This window comes from Microbacterium murale, assembly GCF_014635185.1.
GTDB classification, from domain to species: domain Bacteria; phylum Actinomycetota; class Actinomycetes; order Actinomycetales; family Microbacteriaceae; genus Microbacterium; species Microbacterium murale.
This window is the reverse complement of sequence record NZ_BMCM01000005.1, coordinates 262,011-280,298: the sequence shown is the minus strand read 5'-3', so window position 1 is coordinate 280,298 and position 18,288 is coordinate 262,011. Positions and strand designations below refer to the sequence as shown.

Here is an 18,288-nt window from a genome sequence, read left to right as displayed (position 1 = left end):
AGCCGGTGCTACCAGCTCACGAGTACCTTGCCCGCCCGGTATGTGGGCACTTCGTGCTGGAACGGCTGGACACGCAACTGATCGGCATCGATGAGTTCGAGCGTGGGAATGCGCGTGATCAGCGCCGAGATCGCCGCGCGGATCTCGACGCGCGCGAGCTGCTGACCGATGCAACCGTGGGGACCGAACCCGAACCCGAGGTGACCGAAGGCGTCTCGCTCGACATCGAAGACCTCGGGATCGTCGAAGCGCTGCGGGTCGCGGTTCGCTGCTACCGGCGAGACCGATATCGTCTGCCCCGCGGCGATCTTGACACCGTCGATCTCGAGATCCTCTGTCGCAGTGCGGGGGAACAAGCCGACGAACATCGCGCCGAAGCGGAGGAACTCCTCCACCGCCGTTGGCATCAGGTCAGACTTCTCACGCAACGTGGCTAGCTGATCGGGGTGCGTGAAGAGCGCGACCGTCGACGTGGCGATCATGTAGGCGACCGAGTCCCGGCCGGACACCATGAGCACCATCATGAGACCGAGCACCTCGTCATCGGTGAGGTCTGACGCGATCAGGTCAGACAGCACGTCATCGCCTGGGCTCTGCCTCCGTGCCTTGATCGCACGTCGGCCGAACTCGTGCTTCGCATGTCCATCAGTTCCGTACACGACTGTCGTGACGAAGTCGTCGACGAGCTCGGGAATGATACCGAGCACGTGCGCGTGGATACGAGCGGAGATCGGCTCGGCGAAATGCAGCGTGAGGTCTGCAGGGGTCGGCTGAGCGAGCAAGTGCTCGAGCTGCTCGGTCACGATGCGTTCGATCGTCTCGCGGTGAGCGCGAACTGCCTTGACCGAGAACCGACCCGTGACCATCTTGCGCAGGCGCTCGTGCGCGCTGCCATCGAGCGACAGCAGATCGGCGCTCGCAAGCGCGCGTGCGTCGGGGTTCGCCAGGTCGGGCTCGACGATCTGGCCGCGGCCGAGGGGGAAGCGCTGGGGGCGCTGGCTGAAGCGCGAGTCGGAGAGGACCGAACGGGCGAGTTCGTGGTTGGTGACGAGAAGCCCCTCGTGCCCGTCGGCGAAGCGCAGCGGGTGCGCGCCGCCTTCGGTTCGCAGCTCGGCGAAGAAGGGCGACGGCGCGAGGGGGCGGCCGTCGGAGGGCAGCGTATGCCCGGAGAACGGGCAGACTGCTGCCGTCGGCTGGGCGCCGGTTGATGGTGATTCCGGATCGGTCACGGGGTTCCTCCGTCGGGTTCGAGAACGGGCGATGCTTTCATGAGGGCGGCGCGCTGGAGACGGAATTCTTTGGAGGCCTTCCAGCCGACGATGCCCCTGACTCGGCCGTCGTGGCGATAGCCCCAGACAGCGCGGCCGAGAGCTGAGTCTCCGCCGAGCTCGACGACATCCGAGACATCCTCGAAGCGGCCGTGCACCTGTACCCGTTCTCCGTATAATTCTGTCCAGAAGAAGGGCAGAGGGTAGGGGCTCGTCTCGCCGGGGTAGAGAAGGTGCGCCACCACGTGGGCCTGCTCGATGGCAGTCTGCTGATGTTCGCTGCGCGTGTGACGGCCGGTGACGGGGTCGAGCCACGCGGCGGCGTCGCCCACTGCGTACACGCCCGGCGCGACAACCCCCCTAGAACTGGCGAGCAGGGCAGGTTCGGCGGAGAGTCCCGCGTGCGCGAGCCATCCGATTGCCGGCCGTGAGCCTACAGCCGCGACGATGATGTCCACTTCGATGTGCGTGCCGTCGGAGAGAACCATGCGGACAGCATCAGACGTCGGCTCTACGCCGGCGACATCCAAGCCCAGCACGACGCGTACGCCGTGTGCCTGGTGAAGAGCATGGATTCGATCGGAAAAGCCGGTGCCGACGGCTCCGAGACGGAATCCTCCGGATCGTCCGACAAGTGTCACCTCGGCCCCACGCTTTCGCAGCGTTGCGGCGATCTCGGAGCCGAGGAGGCCGGTGCCGACAACCGCGACGCGCAGCCCGGAGGCGGCGCCCGTCAGCGCGCGTTCGAGCGCGACGGCATCGTCGAGCGATCGCAGGAAGAAGACCCGGCCGGGTGCAGCATCCGCCCACTGCGGACGGATTGCGTCCGAGCCCGTCGCGACCACGAGAGCGTCGTATGCGACCGGTCCGCGATCCGTCGATAAGGTGCGAGTGGATTGGTCGAGGCCGGTCGCCCGCGTGCCGAGTCGCAGGTCGAGCTCAAGTGCCTCGATTAGTCGTTCGTCGGCGATGGATGCCTCTGCCGGCTGCCACATCCCGGAGAGCACCTGCTTCGACAAGGAAGGCCGGTTGTATGGCAGATGCCGCTCTGCGCCGATCAGGACCAGTTCGCGGTCGTATCCCTCCGCGCGAAGGGCATCGACGGTCGCGAAGCCTGCTGTCTGCGCACCGACGACGACGATGCGCGAGGGTGCTCCCGCGTGACCGTCACCCGTCGACACGGATCGCCCTAGCGGGGCAGAGGGCTGCTGCCTTGTGCGCGGCGGCCTGATCCGCGGCGGCAGGTGAGTCGTCAAGGAGGATGACGAGGCCCTCATCGTCCTGGTCGAAGAGCTCTTCGGCGACGAGGACGCACTGTCCGGCTCCAACACAGGCGGTTCGTGACACGTCGATCTTCATAGTTCCCGTCCTCCCATGCACGTTCGTGCGCGGTCAAGTACATCAAAGCTAGACGCAACAGCTCAGTGATCAACGGGGTAGGACAATCCATTTCATGGATGTTTCAGTCACAATGCCCTACGTTGGGTTCGTGACGGTCGACGAAACATCCGCCTCCGCGCCCGGCGGTGCCGAATCCTCGCTTGGCGCCTTCGCGCGCGATGGAGGTCCGGTTCTCGTCGGTGCCAACACGTACGATTTCCGCTCCGCAGAGCGAATCCGCAACGACGTCGTCGCGACGGTGTGCTACGCGTGGGTGGTGAGCGGCCGAGGAATGGTGCGCACCGGCTCGTTGAACGTTGAAGTCGGGAAGGGATCGGCGCTCTGGCTGCCTTGGCGGCACGGCGTGCGCTGGGAGGCCGATACTCGGCATCCCTTCACTGTCGGGACAGTGCACATCGTGCCGTGGCACAGCGCGAAGCACGCGGTGGTCGCGCGCGCGCCTTTCGGTGACGACGCGCTCATGGGGGTCGACTTTCGTCGAGGCGAGTCCGGTGAGCCGATCGTCCTGACTCCGCCGAACGCCGTTGCTGATACCGTCTCGGCGCTCGGTGGCTATGCGATCGACAGGTTCGCTCGGGGCTCCATGGACGAGGAGTTGCTCCGTTCCCTCGGAACTCTGTTGCACGAAGAGTACCTACGAGCGGCGGCAGGACACGCTGTATCCGGCCCTCAGCCCCCGCTCGCTTTCCAACGGATGTGCGACTACGTCGAGCAGAACCTGCACGAGCGACTCAGTGTCGCCGACGTTGCGCGCGCCGGAGACTGCAGCTCGTCGACGGCCGAGCGGCTCTTCGTCCGTTGGGCGAGAACCTCTGTGTCCACGTGGGTGCGTGACCGACGGATGGACCGCGCAGTGTGGCTCCTCACCTCCAGCGGTCTACGCGTGAGTGAGGTCGCCAGGGCAGTCGGGTTCCAGGATCCGCTGTACTTCTCGAGGGTGTTCTCGACGATCTTCGGGCAGCCTCCGAGCCGTTACGGGTCAGGTCGAATCCGCCCCTGACCTGCGCCGGACTCTTGTAAGGGCGGGGCCTTGCTCATCGCGCCCGCATGACATGGTCGCAGTGATGCGGCTGGCTTAGCATCCTGACTACTTCTCAGTGCCGCGACGCGTGGATCGACTCGTTCGCTTGCGGAAGAGTCGTCGGCGATTGCGGTCATTTCTCTTCGCTCCTTCGCGTGCCTGGGATTCTTCGTCCGCCTTCTTGTGTGCCTCTTCAGCTCGGGTCGCTCTGCGATCAGCCCACGCAGCGACGGTGGCTTCGACGTCACGCGGCATGGTGACCAGAGGCGGCCCCGCGGGGAGTTGATATCGCGCACGGATGACTCGCTCATTGAACTGCTCCACCTCATGGCGGACGGCCGCATCGTTCGAGAGCTGATCGAGTTCCGCATCCAGTGCGGCGTCGTCCTTGCGGAGCTGGATGGAGGGTGGCAGCATCATGATCCGCTCCCGCTTCATGAGGCTCTTGAGCCACCAGTCCGGGTCATGGTGGTCAGGCAGGTCGCGCGGCTCACCGCTGCCGGGCAGATCATCGAACTCGCCGCGCTCGATCGCCTTGCGTATCTGCATGTCCGCGATCAGCGCGATCGCCACCTCGGTGTCGAACGCGAAGGCGGCCGGGTTGTAGAAAGGGAGGGGCGGGATCGACTCGGGTGATGTCATCGGCCTCACATCCACGACGTTTCTCGGTCAGCTGTATTATGTCAAGTGTATTGGAATAAGGAGGCGGCGTGCCCAAACAGGTCGATCATCGCGAGCGACGCGAGTCCATCGCCCATGCGCTGTGGACGATCGTCGACCAGCAGGGCTGGGCACGGACGACAATGCGCGAAGTCGCCCGCGAGGCGGGGGTGTCGCTGGGACAGCTGCAGCACTACTTCTCGTCCCGTGCGGAGATGCTGAACTTCGCAATCGAGTTCGCCGCCGATCAGACGGCCCGGCGTGTGACGCAGGGCATAGCCGTGCTCCATCAGCCTCCGCATCCTCGCGACGTGCTGCGAGTGGTTCTCGTCGAATTTCTCCCGCTTCGGCCCGACGCTCGAGCGACGAGTCGTATGAACGCGGCCTACGTCGTCGAAGCGATGCACGATCCGGCGCTGCGCCAGCAAGTCGCCGTCGGACTGCGCGACGGGCGGGCAATGGTCGAACGCCTGATCCGACAGGCGATGAGCCAGGGGCAGATACCCGCGAACCGCGATCCGGCCGTCGAAACAGACCTCATTCTTGCCTTGACCGGTCTCGCACCGCTTCTCGAACTCGACGTCATCGAACCGGAAGCGGCGCTCACGGCCATCGACCAGTATCTAGATCGACTCTTCTGCCCTGCGTCGTGAGGAACCGGCGTCGATCCCTCGTGTCGGTTCTTCACGAGAATGATCGCCAGGAGTCCCAGTGCGATATAGACGAAATTGAAGATCCCGGCGATGCCGATGAGTCCGTCGGAGCCGGCGGTTGTGGCGGAATGCGCGTCGATCCCGCCGGTGGCGAGGATGGTGATGGGATCGGTGGCTGCATGGAGCAAGATCACCCAGACGATACTGCCTGTCGCTCGCAGCGAGAGGTACATCATCGCCCCGAATCCGAACGTGTAGATCACGATCAGAAGGACGCTCAAGGGTGCCTGGCCTGAAACGATGTTCCCGGAGTGCAGGGCGGCGAAGTACACCGACGACAGCAGGAACACGACTTTCTCTCCGGCGCCGCCTTTGCGAAGCATGTTGACCACGAATCCACGGGTCAGGACCTCTTCGGCGAAACCGACGCAGAGCCCGAGGAACAGCAGCGAGAAAACGGTCGCCACCGAATAGGCGGACCAGTTCGTCGCGATCAGTCGCAGGATGATCGGGATGATCACGAGTACGACGGCGATCCACATCCATGGTCTTCCTCGGAGCGGCTGACGCGCGAACAGTTCGCGCGACCATCCGAGAGAGAACGCCAGAAGCAGCAGCAGTCCACCCATGATGAGGATCGGGAGTGCGACGGCGAGGAGGATGCTGAGCGGGCTCGACAGCACGTTGTCGGCGTCGATGAATGGGCCGAAGAGCGTCGAGGTGCCCAGACTGACGAGTTGGTACACGCCCCAGTAGACGGCCACGAGTATCAGCGCTTTCCACCAGTTCCCGTGATTCCAGTACCGCGTCCATCCGCTTCCGCGTTCGACCTCGACCATGTCTTCTCCTCACCCGATGGATTCGTCCTACAACATATCGAGACACGGCTTCGCCGGCCGTCTGACGCACTCACAGTGGAATACGCCTCCAGCGGCGGGTCTCCCCACAGGTCGGGTCGTTACCCTCGAAGCATGCGTCGCTTCGTCATCGTTCCCCTCGTTCTCGCTGCCGGCATCCTCCTGGCGGGATGCTCGCAAGTGGCACAGGTCGCCGGTGATGCCCTGGGCGTCGACGTCGAAGCGACCTGTACGACGATCGACGACGCCTACGCGCAGTATCAGACGCTGCTCGATCAGGGCGGGGCTTCCGCGGAGCAGGTCGACGCCGCTCGCGACGAGCTCGTCACGACATTGGACACGCTGGCGGCGGATGTCGACGGACAGCTCGGCGACCTCATCAGCTCGGGTGCGCAGCAGATCGGCGGGATGACCGACCTGCAGGCCCCGGAGACGATCGAGGCGATCGATCAGCTCAAGGAATCGACCTCGGCCTTCTGCGGCTGACGTCGCATCGGGGGATCAAGAGGTCAGGCAAGCTCCTGATCCAGCATCCGGCCCGCCAGGCGCCGGGCGACCCCGAAGGGCTGCGCGAACGTCTCCATGCCGACCGTGACGATCGCCCCTTCGTAGAGCAGCATCATGGCCTGCGCCGTCGACTCCGGGTCTGAGGCGCCGGCCTCGCGGCACAGCTCTTCGAACAGCTCGAACAACCACGCCTTCTGTCGGGAGACCTCGGGGAACACGGGGTGTCCGTCGTGTCCGTCGCCGATCTCGGCGCGCGCGTTGATCGCGCTGCATCCCTTCGGGCTGTTCTCGTCCGACCAGCTGATCGCCGCGTCGAACACGGCGAGGATCCGAGCCGTTCCCGCGTCTGGCACGCGTGCGAGATGGTCGGCGACGTGCGCGCGCCAGCGCGCATCCCTGTGCTGCAGGTACGAGACGACCAGTGCCTCCTTCGAGCCGAACCTGTCGTAGAGCGTCTTCTTCGTGACGCCGGCGGCTTCGGCGATCGTGTCGACGCCGATGGCGTGGATGCCGTGCTCGTAGAACAGCCGCGAGGCGGCATCGAGCACGCGGGTGGCGCCCGGGGTGAGTGGAGCGAGTTCGGGAACTGAGACGGCCATGACATCGACTATACCAATCTGTATAGTCGAACACATGAGTAAACAGGTCGGTATAGTCAGCGCCGGAGTGACCGTGGTGGCAGGTGCGGCCTTCGTCCTGAGCTGGAGCTCCGGATTCCTCGTGCCGGCGATCGCCACCGTCGACGTGTCGCCCTTGACACTGCTCGTGTGGCGGTTCGTCCCACTCGCGGGGGTGCTGCTCTTAGTCGTCGCTTTCACGGGCGCCGGCAGACGTGTGACGCGCGCGGACGTACGGCACCAGGCGCTCGTCGGCCTCTTCGCGCAGTTCGGCTACTGCACCGCGGTGTACGCAGCCATCGCGGAAGGCGTCGCCACCGGCACCACGGCGCTGATCGACGCCGTTCAGCCGCTCGTGGTCGCGATGCTCGTCGGCCCGTTGCTGGGGCTGCGAGTCAGGGGGATGCAATGGGCGGGACTGCTCGTCGGCGCTGCCGGGGTCCTCCTGGTCGTGCGCTCCCAACTCGACGACTCCACCGCACACCCGGCCGCTTATCTCTGGCCGGTGCTCGCGATGGCCTGTCTGATCATCGGCACCTTCCTCCAGCGACGTTCCGACCCGCGGACGGGAACACTCGTCACGCTGACCATCCACGTGACCGTCACCGCCGTGATCCTCGTGCCGGTCGCCGCGATCTTCGGTGCGCTGGTGCCACCGGCATCCGCCTCATTCTGGCTCGCATCCGGATTCGCTGCCGTCTTCCCGGCGCTCGTCGCGTATGGCCTGTACTGGTGGCTGCTGCGGCGGATCGGCATCACCGCGCTGAACGCCCTCCTCTTCCTCGTCGCTCCGACGACAGCGGCAGCAGGAGCGCTGCTTTTCGGCGAGCCGCTCACGATTGTGACCCTGCTCGGGTTCGCACTCTGCGGTGCAGGGGTGGCCGCGGTGCTGGCGAGCGAGGCGCGCGCCACGGAATCGCCCGTCGCGACGGCCGGACGCGCACAATAGGAAGACGATGACGACCGACCTCTTCTCCGTCTCCGTGGTCATACCGGTGCGCAACGATGCGTGCCTGCTGGAGGAGTGCCTCCAGGCCCTCGGTGAGCAGACCCGCCGAGCGGACGAGATCATCGTGGTCGACAACGGCAGTACCGACGACACCGCGGCTGTCGCGCAGCGGTACGGAGCCCGAGTCGTGCTCGAGCCCGTCCCTGGGATACCGCAGGCCGCGTCGGCCGGCTACGACTCGGTATCGGGAGACATCATCGCGCGTCTCGATGCCGATTCCCGCCCCGGCCCGGACTGGATCGAGAGGATCGTGCAGAGGTTCCAGAATCACCCCGGACTCGACTTCCTCACGGGCGACCCGCGCTTCTACGGGTCGACTCCCTTGGTGCGGTGGATGGGGGAGCACCTCTACATCGGCGGCATGTATGCCGTGCTCACGCCGTTCCTCGGGCATGCACCGCTGTTCGGATCGAACATGGCGATGCGAACCGACGTCTGGCGGATGCTGAGCGGAGAGGTTCATCGGGATGAGCAGAACATCCACGACGACTTCGATCTGTCGTTCCACGTGCGCCCTGGCATGACCGTGCTGCGCGACCGAGGCATCGTCGTCGACGTGTCGGCGAGACCGTTCCAGGACTGGGCGTCCCTGCGAAGGCGGCTCAGCTTCGTGCTGCCCACCGTGAGGCTTCACCTGCCGCAGCAGGCGCCGCTTCGGCGGCGACAGGCCCGTCGCCGCGCACGCGCCGGGTCGCCCTCGGCCCGGTGATTCGTCGGCCCGGTGACTCAGCGGCCGGCTCTGGCGTACAGATCGAGCAGGTCGGCGCTGAGCTGATGCGGAGTGGTCTCGCTGGGGCTGTGTCCTGTCGCGTAGGCGCGGAACTCCGCCCCGACGTCGTGCGCGAACCGTTCGTGCGCCGAGAGCGGCCACAGGTCGCGCGAACCGGCGGCGACGAGCTTCGCCAGAGGCAGATCCCGAACGCGGCTGCGCAGATCCGGAGAGGCCATCATCAATCCGACGATCTCCTCGACGCTGCGTCGACTCGTGAGAGCGAATCGCGACCGAACGAAAGCGAGCCGTCGAGGCGGGACGCGGTTCTTGTTCGTCATGATGCCCCACACCATGAGTGCGGCACCGCGGCGCGCACTGGCTATCGGTGCGAGGGGGCCCAGCCATCGCATCGTGGCGAAGACGTTGCCGGCACCAGGGGGCGTGGTCAGGAGCGCGAGGGAGAGGAGAAGGTCAGGGCGGTGGACCGCCACGAGCTGAGCGATCGTTCCGGCGAACGAATAGCCCAGAAGGTGCGCCGGCCCGCCCGACTCGAGGAAGGCGATCAGATCGTCGACGAAGAGCTGGTACGTGTACGTCGAATCGGCGCCTGCCGTATGGGACTGATACTGACCGGCCAGGTCGAACGACTGCACGAAGTAGCCAGCGTGCGCGAGGATCGGCAGCATCAGCGCGAAATCCTCCTTGGAGCCCGTCGCGCCCGGCACCAGTACGACGCGCGGCTGCCCCGGGTCGCCCAACGACACCACCGCCAACTCGCCGCTGGGGGCGCGGAACCGTGACACCGTCGATCCGGCCGGCGGTGTCGTCCACTCGACGTCGCGGAGCGCAGCATCGAGCACGGCCGGGGGGACCGACGTGCGCTCGCTCCTCGAATCTGTCGACACGCTCACAAGGTACTCTTCACGGCGATCGCGCAGAAGGATCTGAGCCGGCTGGGTCCGCATCTCACGCGCAGCGGGCTCATCGACTCGATGCCGATCACTGATCGGGCATCTGCCCCGTGTAGAAGCCATACGTCGCATCGGCCATGCGGATCGCCGTCTCGCGATCTGCGCCCGCCGCCACGTTCGCGTCGGCCCATCGATCAGAGGCCGCACGGCTGAATGCCTTGCCTTCGTTGGAGAGCGCCCATTGCTCGGCTTCTTCCGGAGAGATGCGGCCGTCCTGCGCGCCGAGGTGCAACGCGAGGCCGAGCAGGCTCTGGTCCCAGCCCACACCGGTGGCGCCGGGTCCGAAGGTGTCCCACATCTCCGCCGGCACATCCGCGACGCGAGCGGTGTGCTCGAGTTCGAAACGCGTCTGCTCGGAACCGAGGGCGGTCAGCCGGACCCTGATCCAAGAGACGCCGCCCGCGAACTCCCACGTCGCGCGGTGCTCGGCGCCGCCATCGGCCGGCGGCGTGCAGGAGAGGATCTCCCCGCTCGCATTCCCGGTCAGCTGGTACCGGCCGCCGACGCGGAGGGCGCCGGAGACCGGCATGAACCAGCGTGCGATGCGTTCGGCGTTCGTCGCGGCATCCCACACATCGTCGATGCCGGCGGGATAGTCCTGAGCGATCGTCTGGATGCGCGAAAGCGCTCCATCCACCTCGTCCGTGCGCAGTGCGCGATTCACCGCGTCGATCTGCTCGTTGACGTCGACCATGGTCACTCCTTCTCTTGCGGTTGTGAAAGCGATACCTCTTCGGGCGCGGGATCTTCGGCCCTCATCCTGCGTGTCCGTCTGCCGCGGGCGAGTTCCGTGCCCAATGCGGCAAGCGGGCCGCTCCAGAAGCGCTCGAACGGACTCAGCCACTCGCTCACCTGCTGGAGCCCTTGCGGGTCGACCGCATACAGTCGCCTGGCGCCCACGGGTCGGACCGTTGCGAATCCCTGTTCCCGCAGCACCCGCAGATGCTGGGAGACGGCCGGCTGGGAGATGCCGAACTCCTGCTCGATGACAGTGGAGATGCGACCTGCCGCCTCTTCGCCATCGACGAGAAGCTCGAGAATCCGTCGCCGGACCGGATCACTCAGAACATCGAACGCGTGCATAGATCCATATTTGCGCTTGTACTTATATAAGTCAAGGCAAATGCAACTACAGGAGCAACTGACTTAGCGGGTATACGAAGTAACGCAGCGAGTACGCCTCCCAGATCGCACCGACGATGAGCAGCGCCAGCGCGGGCAGCGCGAGCAGACCGATCCGCTGCAGGCCTCGGAGATAGCCCTGACGACGGTTCTTCGCACCGATGGTGCGGGGGAACAGCCAGTACTTGCCCAGCAGGTAGGCGCCGAGGAGGAGCAGGATGTAGGCCTGGAGCTCGATGACGAACGTCAGCGAGTGGGGGATGAGAGCCACCCATCCCTCGGCGGATGCCGGGACGAGGGTGATGCCGGTCTCGACCGCCCAGTATCCGAAGAGCGCGAGGCCCGCGAAGGGCACGATGAGCGACGGCAGCACGATGGTGAGCAGACTGAGACGGAAGACGTTCACGCCCAGAATCGTGAGCGCGAACAGCGGGGGAACGTTCACCAGCCAGCGCACCAGCTCACCGGTGCCGTCCTCTTCCAGCCCCGCGGCCTGTGCCGCGTTGAGGTCGGGGAAGAGGATTCCGATGACGAACCCGATGAGGGCGAGGCCGTACGCGGCCACGTTGATGATCAGGTACGTGCGCCTGTTGTCGCGGATGATCCGGAAGGGACGACGCCAGAGCGAGACGTGCGGCGGGCGCTTCACGTGAGCAGATTCGGTTGTCATGCTCCCATCGCACTTCAGGTTCCACCCTTCGTGAAGTGTCGTGGTGTCATCGGGAGGCATGACAGACGTCACCGTGGCTCCAACGGAGGTGATGGCCAGCACCCTAGCCTTCGCGCAGCTCCTGCAGCTCGCCGATCAAGCCGAACACGCTTTCGCCCATCTCGACCTGCGTCATGACGATGCAGATCGTGCCGTCGGGATCCACGAAGAAATCAGTGCCGAGGCCGCCCGACCAGCCGAACCGGCCGCGGCGCGGTCCGCCTGTGACGACGGAGACACCGTAGCCCCAGCCGGTGTTCTCCCAGAAGCCGGGGAAGAAGCTGTCCGGCCTCTTGGCCGCAGCATCCACCTGGTCGCCGCTCAGGCTCGCCCGCAGGTCGGCGTCGATCAATCGACCGTCGAGCAGCGCCCGGAGGAACGCGTGATAGTCCGAAAGAGTCGACACCAGCTCCGCGTGACTCACGTCGAACGGCGCCGGCGCGACGTAGAAGCCCGCACCGGCGGGCTCCGTCTGCTCGAGTCCCTCCGCCGCGTGTCTGAAAGCCGGAGGCAGCCGATGTGCATGATCCGCGGGCACCATGAATCCGGTGTCCCGCATCCCTGCGGGCGCGAACACCGTGGCATCCAGAACCTCCCGAGCGCTCCGGTCGGTCACGCGGCCGAGCAGGATGCCCAGGATGCCGAACGAATGGTGGTAGCGCCAGGCTTCGCCGGGCTCGAACGCGAGCGGCAGCGCCGCGAGCGCACCGAGCCAGTCCTGCGCACCGAGACCCACCGGCTCGGCGTCGGCTTCGACTCCTGCGTCGATCATCGCCTGCCGCAACGGAGAATCGGTGGTCATCATGCCGTAACCCGACTGGTTGGTGAGCAGATGGTGCACCGTGATCGGCCGGCGCGCAGGTCTCGCGTCCTCGAGGGGAGCGTCTGGGTGGGGGAGCACCCGCGGCTCGGCCAGTTCCGGCATCCACGTCGCGATCGGATCGTCCAGCGCGATCGTGCCGTCCTGCACCAGACGCAGCGCAGCGACTGCGGTGACCGCCTTCGTCATCGACTGGATGCGCAAGATCGCGTCGGCCCGCAACGGCGACCCTCCAGGGGCGTCGAGGCCGACAGCGACCGGCTCGAATCCCTCTCCGATCGTGCCGACCGCTCCGGGAATCGTGCCGGCTTCGACGTGACGGGTGAGGAGATCGTGCAGGGCATCGGACACGGAGTGCTCCTTGATCGGACGGCGTGCGGCCAAGAATAGCCCTGCCTCACGTGGGCATGCGCGCCCGGAGTCAGAGCCTTGCACCTACGATCGGAGAAACCGATCGGAGCGCATATGACGACGCTGTACTTCGCCCGACATGGCGAGACCGAGTGGCATGCCGAGCATCGTTACGCAGGCTCGTCCGACGTGGCTCTCGTGCCCGACGCGATCGCGCAGGCGGCCGGGCTCGCGACGTGGGCGAGCACCGCAGGCCTTGCCGCGATAATCGCCTCGCCTCTGAGCCGGGCTCGGCTGACGGCGGAACCCGCCGCAGAAGCGTCAGGACTGCCGCTGCGCATCGACCCGCGTCTGGTGGAGATCGACTTCGGACGTGGCGAGGGCATGTCGCCGGCAGAACTCGCGGCGGCATTTCCCGAAGACTGGGCCGGGTTCGAGCGGCAGCCGGCGCAGCATCCGTTCCCTGGCGGAGAAGCCGGACGTGCCGGTATCGCACGTGCCATGCCGGTACTCGATGAACTCGCAGCCGAGTTCCCCGACGGCCGAGTGCTCGTGGTCGGGCACGCCACGTTGATGCGCCTCCTGCTCTGCGAGCTGGTCGGACTCGACCCGGACTGGTATCGCGACATCTTCCCCGCGCTCGACAACTCGGCGTTGCTCGAGCTCGACTTCCCCTACAAGGGCGAGTCGGGCTGGCCGGGACGCGCGCGCATCCTCGGAATCAATGTGCCACCCGTATCCCACGTGCCCCGAGCACAACTTCAAGCCGTTGACCCGGGTGCATCCCCGGAGTAGACAGAAACGACCGGCAGAGCGCCGCCATGGTCGTGAGGAGTGGCACCGATGAGCGATTCGACAAGCCTGACGAACTCAGTCATCCGCAGTATCGGTCGGACGAAGTCGCTGGACGCTTCGGCGAACACCGTCAGCGGCTGGGTGGATGCCGTGACGCATCCCACGTGGATCAAGAACGCGCTGTCGGGGTCGTGGCTCGGCCACCAACTGCACCCCGTTCTGACCGACCTTCCGATCGGCGCGTGGGGAGCCGCCGTCGCACTCGACCTCACAGGTGGGGAACAGAGTGCCGACGCCGCACGACGCCTCGTCGGACTCGGCATCATCGTCTCCGCCCCGGCAGCGGTGTCCGGCGCATCGGACTGGTCGAGCACCCGGGGCGCCGACAAGCGGGTCGGGTTCGTCCACGCGCTCATGAATGCGTCCGCCTCGACGCTGCAGGCGGGATCGTGGCTCGCCCGTCGCAGCGGTCACCGCCGCGTGGGCATCGTCCTCAGTGCACTCGGTCTCGGTTTCACGCTGTCCTCGGCGTATCTCGGCGGTCATCTGTCCTTCGTGCGCGGCATCGGCGTCAATCGCACGGCGTTCCAGAGGCAGAAGTCATCCTGGACGGACGTCGCCTCCGACAGCGAGATCCTCGACGGCACTCTCACGCGGGTCGTCGTCGATGGTGTGCCGGTGCTGCTCACTCGACAGGCAGGCCGGCTGCGCGCGATCTCTGCGGTGTGCACCCACGCGGGCGGTCCGCTGGATGAAGGAACTGTGGATGCGGACGGCTGCGTCACGTGCCCGTGGCACGGCAGTCGTTTCCGTCTCGAGGACGGTGGCATCGAACGCGGACCCGCGAGTGTGCCGGAGCCGATCTGGGCCGTCAGCGTGGACGACGGGCGCATCCTGCTGCGTTCACCGGACGCCGGCTGAACAGGTCAGAGTGGCAGCTCGCCGCGCGCTCGCGCGACGATGATGCCGCGCTGCGAGGTCGGGAAGCGTTCGAGCATCTCCCGCAGTTGCGTTTCGTCGACGTCGGCTCCGAACGCTTCGGCCCCTGGTTCCAGCATGATGCCCGCCGAAAGCGGCCCGGCCATCACCGGGTCGAACCCGAGGTCGTTCACGAGAGCCGCGACGAGCGAGACATCCGCCGCATCGTCGCCTGCGATCGCGATCGCCTTGCGGCCGGCGCTCCCGGCAGGGCGCGCTTCATCTTCGAGGTCCTGGTAGCCCATGTGGCTCAGTGCCTTGACGACGTGCGCGCCGGCGAGGTGCGTCTGTACGAGTTCGCTGGTCGACGTGCGCGGATCATTCAGATCGTCGCGGATGCCGTCGGAGCCCCACCAGTAGTTCATGGCGTCTATCACCAGGGTCCCGTCCAGCGGCTCCGCCGGCAGCATCCGATACCGGCCGAGAGGCAGTGCCAGGATCACGGCATCCGCCTCGGCGGCGACCATAGGGATCGTCCCTGCGGTCGCGCCGATCGCTCTCATCGCCGGAGCGATGAGAGCGGGAGCGCCGGAGCCTGCGACGATGACGTGATAGCCGGCGGATGCCGCGAGCCGGGCGAGTACAGTACCGAGGCGACCGGCGCCGATGATGCCGACGGTCCGGATTCTGCGCGCATCGCTCTCCACGTTGTCATCGTACGGCCCTCGATGCGAGGCCCCCTCTCCCGGAGGCTGGGGGCGCGACTGTAACTCTCGGTCCCCACATCTTCAACCCCTTGAGCGCCTCTCGCCGGGGCGGGGAGACTGATCGCAGCGGGATCGGCGCATCGCTTGCTTCCCGGATGAAGGAGTTGACATGCCATCGACACCGAACGGGGGATCCACCGACGATCCTGACAACATGCAGCCGCTGCGCGATCGCGACGCCACGGCACCGGAAGATTCCGCAGACGACCCGGCTCAGGCCGAATGGGACCGGACCGAGGCCCTCGACGAAGGCGCGTCGGAAGACGTTGACATGGCGACGGCGACCGGGCGCGATCCCGACGAGATCTCTGCGGCGGATGACGAGATCCCCGCGGAAGACCTGCACGGGTCGAACTCGCAACCGGAGTCTCAGGGCGAAGACCCTGTGATCGCCGACCTGGGTGACGAAGGTGAGGGCGATCTCGCGCCGGAGGACGCGTGAACGCCTCGGGGCCTCACGCCACACGGACGGTCGGGTACACGTCACGAATGTGCGCCACGAAATAGCGGCCCTTGCTCTCGGCATCCATCAGCGCGCGGTGCACTGACGGAGGTACCGCGTGATAGCGGTAGACGTCGCCGCTGGTGAACTCGATCTCCAGGGTGGCAAGGCCGGCGTCGTATCCGACCGACCGGATGGCTGAAGATTCCACGCCGAGGCGTCTCATGGAGGAAGCCTAAGCCGCCGCGGCGCGTCAGTCGACAGCGAGCCTGTTCCGTCGCAACTGCCGGACCCGCATGGTGATCCACACCGCGACAGCCACCACGACGACGGCGATGACGACCTTCTGGAACACGCCGGCGTAGTCCTCGACGATGTGCCAGTTCGCGCCGAGGAAGTATCCGGCGAGGACGAAGATCGTGTTCCAGATCGCGCTGCCCGCGGTCGTGAGCAGCGTGAACCGCAGCAACGGCATCCGCTCGATGCCCGCAGGTATCGAGATCAGGCTGCGGAAGATCGGGATCATGCGGCCGAAGAAGACGGCCTTCGATCCGTGTCGACCGAACCACGCCTCCGTGCGTTCGACATCCGCTGTCTTGATCAGCGGCATCCGCTCGACGATCGCGTACATGCGACGCCGGCCGAGCCATGCGCCGATGCCGTACAGGGCGAGCGCGCCGACGACCGAACCCGCCGTGGTCCAGATCAGCACCTCGACGAGACCCAGTGTGCCCTGCGCTGCGGCGAAACCCGCGAGCGGCAGAATCACCTCGCTCGGCAGCGGCGGGAACAGATTCTCGAGGGCGATGGCGAGCCCTGCGCCGAGACCACCGAGAGTCTCCATGAGGGTGACCGCCCATGCGGCGATCGCGTTCAGGTTCTCGGCTCCGGCATCCATGCTCTCCAGGCTAGGAGGCGGTGCCTGAGGATCTCCGCTGAGTCACGGGATGTTCATCGTCTGGAAGGAATGGCATGCGTGATATTGCTCTTGCCCACCGGCCGGAAGTTCATAGGCTGGAGCCATGGACAGGACGATCACGATCGCGGTGGCGGCACCGATTCCCCACGGGCATCGCATCGAGGTGGTCGAGCGGGTCGACGACAGCGGGTCGCGCGCGGTGGTCGAGTTGACCGATCTGGAGACCCGAGTGCGCTACCGACAGGAAGGGCACCCGACATCGGATGCCTCGACCTGGACCGGCAGGGTCATCGAATGCGTGATCGCTCGGTCGAGGGTCGGGGTGAAGACGATGCTTCTCGTCGACCCGACCGGACCCGGCTCGGCGGAGGCCGACGTCGCGTTGCGCGGGGCGGATGCTGCCGCCGGCGCCGCGAGCGTCGAGGCGCTCCGCTGGGGTGGAGGCGACACCGTCCCTGAACCGGAGCCGCCGCGCTTCTGGTGAGCCACCACGGCTTCTGGTGGCCACGGACGCCGGCGACGCTCAGGTGCGCTCGCGCAGCATCCGATCTCCTGAGTCGACGTACGCCTCGAAGAGATCGGTGACATCGCGCAGGCGCGCGACGGCGTGATCGCCCTCGACCACGTCCTCGCCGGCGCGCAGAGTGCGCACGAACGCGCGCGCCCGCTCGTGACTTGCGGCGAGCAGTTGTTCGAACCCGCCCGAAGCTTCGACGAGGAGCCGCCTGCTGCCCGATTGCGGGATGGTCCGCGCGAGTCCCCACGAGGCGAGTTCGCGGATGGACGCACTCACCGCACCGGTGCTCAGCGACAATGCGGCCCGAATCTGCTCCGACGACGCCGGCTCCGCGCACACGAGCAGATAGCCGTACACGCGGCCGGTGGCGCGGGAGAGATTCCAGGACGAGAGGAGATCTCCCACCATGTCGATGAATCTCCGGCGTTCGTCATCCATGTTCTGCACTCCTCTGCTGGGCGGCGAGAGCCTGCAGGAGCACGGCGGTGACCTCATCCGGCGCATCCAGCGGTGAGATGTGGCCGGCCGCGGGGATGACGTGCTCAGCGATGCTCTCGGTCCTCGCCCATCGCGGCATCGCCGTGCGGATGTTCCCCGTGCGATCCTCCGCGCCGCGGATGAGTGTGAGCGGCACGGGCGTTCGCGCGCCGGGGTCTGGGTCGACCAGGGAGAGTGTGGCGCGCCACACGTCGAGGAACACCGGTTTCGTCATCCGTGCGAAGCAGTCGCGGGCGTAGGCGATGCCGACGGGGGTCGTCGCGGAGGCCTTCGCCATGAGATCGGGGAGTCGAGTGGCGGGAATCATCGCGAGAAGCGGTGCGGCCACCCGCAGACCGAAGCGTTCCATCCTCGTCAGCGGGCCGGCGTTCCAAGTGGAGTCGATGACGATGAGTCCGCCCGCGAGATCGGGATGGCGCTTGACGACGGTCTGCGACAGGTTGCCGCCGAGGGAATGACCGACCAGTGTCGGACGCTCCAGCTCGAGATGCGTGACGAGCGAGACAAGGTCGTCAATGGCATCTGCGGCGTGGAAGCGGAGTCCGTCATGGAGGGCGGATGCGCCGTGCCCACGCAGATCCCCGTAGATGACGCGGAAGCCGGCCTCCCGTGCTGCGTGCGCCTGAGCGTCGAACATCGCATGATCGACACCGGCGCCGTGCGTGAAGACGACGGCGTGGCCGCCTCCTCCGCTGTCAGAGAATCGCAGGTCGCAGCCGGGCTGAGACAGCATCCGATCTAATTTCACCATTTT

At 66.5% G+C, this 18,288-nt stretch carries 24 protein-coding genes and 1 pseudogene; 9 read left to right on the top strand and 16 right to left on the bottom strand.

What is annotated here, in order from left to right; genetic code table 11:
* Positions 1–8: 8 nt before the first annotated feature.
* The 3 genes from IEV67_RS15715 to IEV67_RS15705 are packed head-to-tail and all read right to left on the bottom strand — an operon-like array spanning position 9 to position 2,627.
* Positions 9–1,229 (bottom strand): cytochrome P450, encoded by a 1,221-nt coding sequence (locus tag IEV67_RS15715; protein WP_188437507.1) that lies wholly within the window; start codon positions 1,227–1,229, stop codon positions 9–11.
* Positions 1,226–2,449 carry an NAD(P)/FAD-dependent oxidoreductase gene (locus IEV67_RS15710; protein ID WP_188437506.1) on the bottom strand — a complete coding sequence of 408 codons (1,224 nt, stop codon included), beginning with the start codon at positions 2,447–2,449 and terminating at the stop codon, positions 1,226–1,228. Before IEV67_RS15710 ends, IEV67_RS15715 begins: the two co-directional genes overlap by 4 nt.
* The gene (locus IEV67_RS15705; RefSeq protein ID WP_188437505.1) at positions 2,436–2,627 is read right to left on the bottom strand and encodes a ferredoxin; all 192 of its coding nucleotides are present in this window, start codon (positions 2,625–2,627) and stop codon (positions 2,436–2,438) included. Before IEV67_RS15705 ends, IEV67_RS15710 begins: the two co-directional genes overlap by 14 nt.
* Positions 2,628–2,757: 130 nt before the next feature.
* Between IEV67_RS15705 and IEV67_RS15700 the strand changes: the two genes are divergently transcribed.
* Complete coding sequence (locus IEV67_RS15700; RefSeq protein ID WP_188437504.1) at positions 2,758–3,669, top strand: helix-turn-helix transcriptional regulator; 912 nt, start codon at positions 2,758–2,760, stop codon at positions 3,667–3,669.
* A gap of 87 nt (positions 3,670–3,756) precedes the next feature.
* Here IEV67_RS15700 and IEV67_RS15695 read toward each other — a convergent pair whose 3' ends face one another.
* Positions 3,757–4,332 carry a DnaJ family domain-containing protein gene (locus IEV67_RS15695; protein ID WP_188437503.1) on the bottom strand — a complete coding sequence of 192 codons (576 nt, stop codon included), beginning with the start codon at positions 4,330–4,332 and terminating at the stop codon, positions 3,757–3,759.
* Positions 4,333–4,493: 161 nt separating this feature from the next.
* On the opposite strand from IEV67_RS15695, the gene IEV67_RS15690 reads away from it, so the two are divergent.
* Positions 4,494–5,003, top strand: coding sequence for a TetR/AcrR family transcriptional regulator (locus tag IEV67_RS15690; protein WP_373284500.1), 510 nt, complete (start codon positions 4,494–4,496; stop codon positions 5,001–5,003).
* Positions 5,004–5,182: 179 nt separating this feature from the next.
* Here the strand turns inward: IEV67_RS15690 and IEV67_RS19015 are convergent.
* Positions 5,183–5,545, bottom strand: a pseudogene (locus tag IEV67_RS19015) (CPBP family intramembrane glutamic endopeptidase); the annotation flags it as partial.
* A 429-nt stretch (positions 5,546–5,974) separates the two neighbouring features.
* Here IEV67_RS19015 and IEV67_RS15680 point away from each other — a divergent pair.
* The gene (locus IEV67_RS15680) at positions 5,975–6,346 is read left to right on the top strand and encodes a hypothetical protein (RefSeq protein WP_188437501.1); all 372 of its coding nucleotides are present in this window, start codon (positions 5,975–5,977) and stop codon (positions 6,344–6,346) included.
* Positions 6,347–6,369: 23 nt separating this feature from the next.
* Here the strand turns inward: IEV67_RS15680 and IEV67_RS15675 are convergent, their stop codons facing one another.
* Positions 6,370–6,966: a TetR/AcrR family transcriptional regulator gene (locus IEV67_RS15675; RefSeq protein WP_188437500.1), complete on the bottom strand. Its 597-nt coding sequence runs from the start codon at positions 6,964–6,966 to the stop codon at positions 6,370–6,372.
* 34 nt (positions 6,967–7,000) lie between these two features.
* On the opposite strand from IEV67_RS15675, the gene IEV67_RS15670 reads away from it, so the two are divergent.
* Together IEV67_RS15670 and IEV67_RS15665 are read left to right on the top strand one after the other, a co-directional pair.
* Positions 7,001–7,933 (top strand): DMT family transporter, encoded by a 933-nt coding sequence (locus tag IEV67_RS15670; RefSeq protein ID WP_229703198.1) that lies wholly within the window; start codon positions 7,001–7,003, stop codon positions 7,931–7,933.
* A gap of 7 nt (positions 7,934–7,940) precedes the next feature.
* The gene (locus IEV67_RS15665) at positions 7,941–8,702 is read left to right on the top strand and encodes a glycosyltransferase family 2 protein (protein WP_188437499.1); all 762 of its coding nucleotides are present in this window, start codon (positions 7,941–7,943) and stop codon (positions 8,700–8,702) included.
* Positions 8,703–8,719: 17 nt separating this feature from the next.
* On the opposite strand, the gene IEV67_RS15660 is transcribed toward IEV67_RS15665, so the two are convergent.
* From IEV67_RS15660 to IEV67_RS15640, 5 genes are all read right to left on the bottom strand, one after another.
* Positions 8,720–9,610, bottom strand: coding sequence for an alpha/beta fold hydrolase (locus IEV67_RS15660; protein WP_229703196.1), 891 nt, complete (start codon positions 9,608–9,610; stop codon positions 8,720–8,722).
* Positions 9,611–9,704: 94 nt separating this feature from the next.
* A complete protein-coding gene (locus tag IEV67_RS15655) occupies positions 9,705–10,370 on the bottom strand; it encodes an SRPBCC domain-containing protein (protein WP_188437497.1) in 666 nt (221 codons plus the stop codon).
* Between the two features lie 2 nt (positions 10,371–10,372).
* Complete coding sequence (locus IEV67_RS15650) at positions 10,373–10,759, bottom strand: ArsR/SmtB family transcription factor (RefSeq protein ID WP_188437496.1); 387 nt, start codon at positions 10,757–10,759, stop codon at positions 10,373–10,375.
* Positions 10,760–10,805: 46 nt separating this feature from the next.
* A complete protein-coding gene (locus tag IEV67_RS15645) occupies positions 10,806–11,468 on the bottom strand; it encodes a stage II sporulation protein M (protein WP_188437495.1) in 663 nt (220 codons plus the stop codon).
* 103 nt (positions 11,469–11,571) lie between these two features.
* Positions 11,572–12,678: a serine hydrolase domain-containing protein gene (locus IEV67_RS15640; protein WP_188437494.1), complete on the bottom strand. Its 1,107-nt coding sequence runs from the start codon at positions 12,676–12,678 to the stop codon at positions 11,572–11,574.
* 114 nt (positions 12,679–12,792) lie between these two features.
* Between IEV67_RS15640 and IEV67_RS15635 the strand changes: the two genes are divergently transcribed.
* Complete coding sequence (locus IEV67_RS15635; RefSeq protein WP_188437493.1) at positions 12,793–13,473, top strand: histidine phosphatase family protein; 681 nt, start codon at positions 12,793–12,795, stop codon at positions 13,471–13,473.
* A gap of 48 nt (positions 13,474–13,521) precedes the next feature.
* Positions 13,522–14,394 carry a Rieske (2Fe-2S) protein gene (locus IEV67_RS15630; protein WP_188437492.1) on the top strand — a complete coding sequence of 291 codons (873 nt, stop codon included), beginning with the start codon at positions 13,522–13,524 and terminating at the stop codon, positions 14,392–14,394.
* A gap of 5 nt (positions 14,395–14,399) precedes the next feature.
* Here IEV67_RS15630 and IEV67_RS15625 read toward each other — a convergent pair whose 3' ends face one another.
* A complete protein-coding gene (locus IEV67_RS15625) occupies positions 14,400–15,098 on the bottom strand; it encodes an NADPH-dependent F420 reductase (RefSeq protein WP_229703194.1) in 699 nt (232 codons plus the stop codon).
* Positions 15,099–15,267: 169 nt separating this feature from the next.
* On the opposite strand from IEV67_RS15625, the gene IEV67_RS15620 reads away from it, so the two are divergent.
* Positions 15,268–15,600, top strand: coding sequence for a sugar ABC transporter ATPase (locus IEV67_RS15620; RefSeq protein WP_188437491.1), 333 nt, complete (start codon positions 15,268–15,270; stop codon positions 15,598–15,600).
* Positions 15,601–15,613: 13 nt separating this feature from the next.
* Here IEV67_RS15620 and IEV67_RS15615 read toward each other — a convergent pair whose 3' ends face one another.
* Complete coding sequence (locus IEV67_RS15615) at positions 15,614–15,826, bottom strand: KTSC domain-containing protein (RefSeq protein ID WP_188437490.1); 213 nt, start codon at positions 15,824–15,826, stop codon at positions 15,614–15,616.
* Positions 15,827–15,853: 27 nt separating this feature from the next.
* Positions 15,854–16,498, bottom strand: coding sequence for a DedA family protein (locus IEV67_RS15610; protein WP_188437489.1), 645 nt, complete (start codon positions 16,496–16,498; stop codon positions 15,854–15,856).
* 124 nt (positions 16,499–16,622) lie between these two features.
* Here IEV67_RS15610 and IEV67_RS15605 point away from each other — a divergent pair, with 124 nt between their 5' ends.
* A complete protein-coding gene (locus IEV67_RS15605) occupies positions 16,623–17,003 on the top strand; it encodes a hypothetical protein (protein ID WP_188437488.1) in 381 nt (126 codons plus the stop codon).
* Between the two features lie 39 nt (positions 17,004–17,042).
* On the opposite strand, the gene IEV67_RS15600 is transcribed toward IEV67_RS15605, so the two are convergent.
* Together IEV67_RS15600 and IEV67_RS15595 are read right to left on the bottom strand one after the other, a co-directional pair.
* On the bottom strand, positions 17,043–17,474 hold the full coding sequence (locus IEV67_RS15600; RefSeq protein WP_188437487.1) for a GbsR/MarR family transcriptional regulator: 432 nt from the start codon (positions 17,472–17,474) through the stop codon (positions 17,043–17,045).
* The gene (locus IEV67_RS15595) at positions 17,467–18,285 is read right to left on the bottom strand and encodes an alpha/beta fold hydrolase (protein WP_229703192.1); all 819 of its coding nucleotides are present in this window, start codon (positions 18,283–18,285) and stop codon (positions 17,467–17,469) included. Before IEV67_RS15595 ends, IEV67_RS15600 begins: the two co-directional genes overlap by 8 nt.
* Positions 18,286–18,288: the final 3 nt, after the last annotated feature.

Bases quoted from the DNA above. Each gene is read 5' to 3' on its own strand.
- IEV67_RS15680 (WP_188437501.1), top strand. From the start codon at position 5,975: ATGCGTCGCTTCGTCATCGTTCCCCTCGTTCTCGCTGCCGGCATCCTC.
- IEV67_RS15600 (WP_188437487.1), bottom strand. From the start codon at position 17,474: ATGGATGACGAACGCCGGAGATTCATCGACATGGTGGGAGATCTCCTC.
- IEV67_RS15675 (WP_188437500.1), bottom strand. From the start codon at position 6,966: ATGGCCGTCTCAGTTCCCGAACTCGCTCCACTCACCCCGGGCGCCACC.
- IEV67_RS15610 (WP_188437489.1), bottom strand. From the start codon at position 16,498: ATGGATGCCGGAGCCGAGAACCTGAACGCGATCGCCGCATGGGCGGTC.
- IEV67_RS15635 (WP_188437493.1), top strand. From the start codon at position 12,793: ATGACGACGCTGTACTTCGCCCGACATGGCGAGACCGAGTGGCATGCC.
- IEV67_RS15595 (WP_229703192.1), bottom strand. From the start codon at position 18,285: ATGGTGAAATTAGATCGGATGCTGTCTCAGCCCGGCTGCGACCTGCGA.
- IEV67_RS15705 (WP_188437505.1), bottom strand. From the start codon at position 2,627: ATGAAGATCGACGTGTCACGAACCGCCTGTGTTGGAGCCGGACAGTGC.
- IEV67_RS15655 (WP_188437497.1), bottom strand. From the start codon at position 10,370: ATGGTCGACGTCAACGAGCAGATCGACGCGGTGAATCGCGCACTGCGC.
- IEV67_RS15650 (WP_188437496.1), bottom strand. From the start codon at position 10,759: ATGCACGCGTTCGATGTTCTGAGTGATCCGGTCCGGCGACGGATTCTC.
- IEV67_RS15690 (WP_373284500.1), top strand. From the start codon at position 4,494: ATGCGCGAAGTCGCCCGCGAGGCGGGGGTGTCGCTGGGACAGCTGCAG.
- IEV67_RS15620 (WP_188437491.1), top strand. From the start codon at position 15,268: ATGCCATCGACACCGAACGGGGGATCCACCGACGATCCTGACAACATG.
- IEV67_RS15630 (WP_188437492.1), top strand. From the start codon at position 13,522: ATGAGCGATTCGACAAGCCTGACGAACTCAGTCATCCGCAGTATCGGT.
- IEV67_RS15670 (WP_229703198.1), top strand. From the start codon at position 7,001: ATGAGTAAACAGGTCGGTATAGTCAGCGCCGGAGTGACCGTGGTGGCA.
- IEV67_RS15665 (WP_188437499.1), top strand. From the start codon at position 7,941: ATGACGACCGACCTCTTCTCCGTCTCCGTGGTCATACCGGTGCGCAAC.
- IEV67_RS15695 (WP_188437503.1), bottom strand. From the start codon at position 4,332: ATGACATCACCCGAGTCGATCCCGCCCCTCCCTTTCTACAACCCGGCC.
- IEV67_RS15615 (WP_188437490.1), bottom strand. From the start codon at position 15,826: ATGAGACGCCTCGGCGTGGAATCTTCAGCCATCCGGTCGGTCGGATAC.
- IEV67_RS15605 (WP_188437488.1), top strand. From the start codon at position 16,623: ATGGACAGGACGATCACGATCGCGGTGGCGGCACCGATTCCCCACGGG.
- IEV67_RS15645 (WP_188437495.1), bottom strand. From the start codon at position 11,468: ATGACAACCGAATCTGCTCACGTGAAGCGCCCGCCGCACGTCTCGCTC.